This window comes from Bacteroidales bacterium (assembly GCA_041671145.1).
Classification (GTDB): domain Bacteria; phylum Bacteroidota; class Bacteroidia; order Bacteroidales; family JAHJDW01; genus JAQUPB01.
Genome location: JBAZBZ010000042.1, coordinates 1 through 4,007 on the forward strand (window position 1 = coordinate 1; position 4,007 = coordinate 4,007).

At 29.4% G+C, this 4,007-nt stretch carries 5 protein-coding genes; all 5 read left to right on the forward strand.

What is annotated here, in order from left to right; translation table 11 throughout:
• Positions 1-242: 242 nt before the first annotated feature.
• On the forward strand, positions 243-1,118 hold the full coding sequence (gene prmC, locus WC223_11710; GenBank protein MFA6924904.1) for a peptide chain release factor N(5)-glutamine methyltransferase: 876 nt from the start codon (positions 243-245) through the stop codon (positions 1,116-1,118).
• Positions 1,119-1,140: 22 nt separating this feature from the next.
• Complete coding sequence (locus tag WC223_11715; GenBank protein MFA6924905.1) at positions 1,141-1,752, forward strand: rhomboid family intramembrane serine protease; 612 nt, start codon at positions 1,141-1,143, stop codon at positions 1,750-1,752.
• 76 nt (positions 1,753-1,828) lie between these two features.
• Positions 1,829-2,581, forward strand: a complete 753-nt coding sequence (locus WC223_11720) for an outer membrane beta-barrel protein (GenBank protein ID MFA6924906.1) — start codon at positions 1,829-1,831, stop codon at positions 2,579-2,581.
• 32 nt (positions 2,582-2,613) lie between these two features.
• Positions 2,614-3,051 carry a hypothetical protein gene (locus WC223_11725; GenBank protein MFA6924907.1) on the forward strand — a complete coding sequence of 146 codons (438 nt, stop codon included), beginning with the start codon at positions 2,614-2,616 and terminating at the stop codon, positions 3,049-3,051.
• 394 nt (positions 3,052-3,445) lie between these two features.
• On the forward strand, positions 3,446-4,007 hold a 562-nt coding region (locus tag WC223_11730; GenBank protein MFA6924908.1), incomplete at its 3' end, for a hypothetical protein.

A 4,007-nucleotide genomic window follows, 5' to 3' on the forward strand; every position in this document is an offset into this window, starting at 1 on the left:
TTTTTTATATAAAATAACGTAAAATGAATGAGGTAAATTGAAATCGTCACGTTACCAAAATTTATTACAAACCTTATCTATCAATAATTTCAAAGAACGAAATTTAATTTTTATGGTACACTAATGATTTATTATATAGTATAAATGGTTAAATTGCTGAATTGTTGTTTTAACTTAAGCACATACTGTTAATAGTTGATATGGCAATTTGACAATTTAACAATAAAACGATTTTTTTACAGATGAATATTGAAACAAATAAAATTAGTTCTGTTGTAAAATGCTTCAAAGAGGAATTGAAGCCATTTTATCCCGAGGAGGAAATACAAAATTTTATTTATTTGGCTTTTAATTTTTATTTTAAATTTTCGCGTGTTGATTTGATGTTAAAGCATGATGAACGCATCAGCGAATCGGAAATAATAAAATTAAAAAAAGTTCTTAATGATTTAAAAAAATATAAGCCGATTCAGTATATACTTGGAAAAACAGAATTTTACGGTTTGCAATTTAATGTTGATGAGAATGTTTTGATTCCCCGTCCCGAAACCGAAGAACTTGTTGACCTGATTATAAAAGAAAATAAAAATAAAAATAAAAATCTGAAGATTCTTGATGTAGGAACCGGCAGTGGAAACATTGCAGTTGCTTTAAAAAATAATTTGCCAAATGCAGAAGTAACAGCTATTGATATTTCAGATAATATATTAAAAATTGCTGAAAAAAATGCCAGAATAAATAATGTGGAAATTAATTTTCAGATAGCAGATATTTTTAATGAGAAAGAAAAATCAGCATTATCTGAATTTGATATTATTGTCAGCAATCCTCCGTATATTTGCAAGTCAGAAAAAAAACATATTGAAAATAATGTATTGGATTACGAACCACACGAAGCATTATTTGTTGACGATAATAATCCTTTGATGTTTTATGAAGCAATTTCTGATTTTGCAAAAAAACATTTATATAAGTATGGTTTGCTTTATTTCGAAATCAATGAACGTTTCGGAAATGCAATGACTTTGATGCTTAAAAAGAAAAGCTTTTGCGAAATTATGATTCGAAAGGATATTAATAATAAAGACAGGTTTGCAAAATGCGAAACTGAGAACTGAAAACTTTAAACTATTTTTTTATATGACAATATTTATAATCATAATAACAGCAATTATTTCAATAATCGCTTTTCAGAACAAAGAGCTGTTTTATAAGCTATCATTCAGTCCGTATTCTGTGGTTCACCAAAAACAATGGTACCGTACTTTTTCTCATACTTTGATTCATGCCGATTGGATGCATTTATTAATAAATATGTTTGTTCTATATTCATTCGGAAAAGCAGATGAATATTATTTTCAATCAGCATTCGGAAACAAGCATTTATTTTACTATTTTCTGCTTTATGCAGGAGCTGCTTTCTTTTCGGTTTTAATTTCACTTGTAAAACATAAAAACGAATATGATTACAATTCTGTTGGTGCCTCAGGAGCCGTATCTGCCGTTGTTTTCTCATGTATTTTATTTAATCCGTGGAGCGGAGTATATTTAATGTTTATTCCAATTGAAATTCCGGGATTTATTTTCGGAATATTTTACCTTATTTATTCTGCATATATGGCTAAAAAAAGTACCGATAATATAGGACATGATGCACATTTTGCAGGTGCGGTTTTTGGTTTTGTTTTTCCTCTGCTTCTAAAGCCCAATTTATTCTTGACTTTTATTAATCAAATATTATATTTTCATTAAAAAAAATATATATTCTGCCTGCAACTTTATTGCGTTAAAAACGTATATATTTGGTAATATAAAAATTAAATGTGCTATGAAAAAGATTTTTATCAGTATTATAATCCTCTTTGCATCCTCAAAATTATTTTGTCAGGTGCAAACCCAGTCAATAAATTTTTATAACATGAGCGACAAATGGAGCGTATGTTTAAGTATGGGCTCATGTATTTTTTATGGTGATATACGGGATTACCATCATACTCCATATTGGAAAAATCAAATGGAAGACAAATGGGGTTGGGGTTTTAGTGTAAAAAAACAATTTACACCGGTATTTTCATTCGGCTTAAATTTTGTTGGTGGAAAATTTGCCGGAATTCGTGAAATCCAAAATGCATATTTCAAAGCAAGCATGTTTGCTTATGATTTGGGAGTTAAAATTGATTTTGTTCCTATAATCACTAAAAAAGATACTAATAAATTTTCTTTTTACGGCACTCTCGGAATGGGATTATTTGATTACCGTACAATAAAAAGAGATTTGAACAATAATTATATACTTGCTTATGGTTATGACATGAATGGTGAAAAACTTGGAAGAGCTTCAACTGATATGACATTTCCGGTAGGAATTGGTATAGGATACAAAATCGGAAAAAGGTTTGGAGTAAATCTGGAGTTCAAACTTTATAATGTGAATTCCGATAAACTCGATGCAACTATTAGAAAAGTAAATGATAAAATAAGCTATACATCATTGGGATTGGTTTACAGATTTGCAATTATAAACACACAAAATGTTAAACCTACAAATACAGAAAAACCTCCTTCAAACTTTTTATTTTAAAAATCAACTGAGGTTTTATATTAACTGAATTTATGAAAATTTTTTTAAGAAATAAACAAATCGGAATAACTCTTATTATTATTTCAGCAGTTATTATTATTACACTTGTACTTAATGCATTTAAAATAGGCGATATTGGCATTAGAACCTTTCAATGGATTTTACTTGCAGCATGCTTGATATTAATAGTATTTGAGTTTTCAACCCCGTTCGCAAAAATAACCGCAAATTATATTATCATCAGGGAATATCCTTTTTTTATCAGAAAGATTTTATTTCATAATATAAGTAGAGTAAAAATATTAAACAAGAGAAGAAAAGTTGCTGTTTTTACTATGGAAGAAAAAAAATATGTTATTAATCTGAAAGCAATAAGCTATGATGAAAAGGATGAATTTATAAAATTACTTGAAGACATTACTGAAAAAAATCTAAAACTGAAATCAGAAAAACCTCACATATTCGGGTAAGTAGTTATAATTATTTCCTCCTTTTTGTCTTTTGCTTTTTAATATTGTTCAGCCGTATTCTATTTAGCGCTTGCAAAAAAACTGCTGAATTATGATTTTCAAAAACAGGTATTTTCATGCTGACGTTAGTTAAGTTAAAATATTCAACCCAAAGGTACACAAAGAAAAAAACAATGTGTCTTCTTCAACTTTAAGTACTTCTTTTTTTAACTTTCACTCCTTTTATCAAACAAAATTATTACTTTTGTAAAAGTATTTCTTATGTTAATAATTTTTTGTCTATAAATACTTGCTTTTTGTATTATAATTCATTATATTTATATCATTATATTTTACTTTTATATAAAGTTTATGAAAAAATTAACTTTTATAAATATTAAGAAAAAATAATTATATGAAGCCCATAGCAAACAGTACGAAACTAATAAATTTCATACTGTTTTTTTTATGCATAATAAGTTTTAATGTCTTTGCTTCTATAACAACAACAGGCAGTGGAAATTGGAGCTCTACTACTCCCAATGCTCCTTGGCCCGGAGGAACAATTCCTGCAAGCGGCGATGATATTATTATTGGCACCGGATTTACGTTAACCGTAGATGGCAACAGAACATGCAATTCCATTGCTTTCAGTAGCACTTCCGGTACGCTTGCCGTAAATGTAAGCGTAGTACTTACAGTTACCACTTCAGTTACCTTGAACAGTTCGGCTGCAGCAAACAGAGCTTGCACAATAAGCGGAGCAGGCACTATAAATTGCGTCTCTGTTAACGTTGGCAGTGCAGTTACTCCTTCCGGCTCATCATACACAGCACAAATGACATCAACTCTCACTGCACTTAATGTTTCCGGTAATTTAACAATATATGGCAGCAAGAGTGGCAGCAAAACTAACAATTGTACATTTTTCCACAGCAGCGGAACAGTTGATGTTGACGGCTCTGTAGCTACCTCGA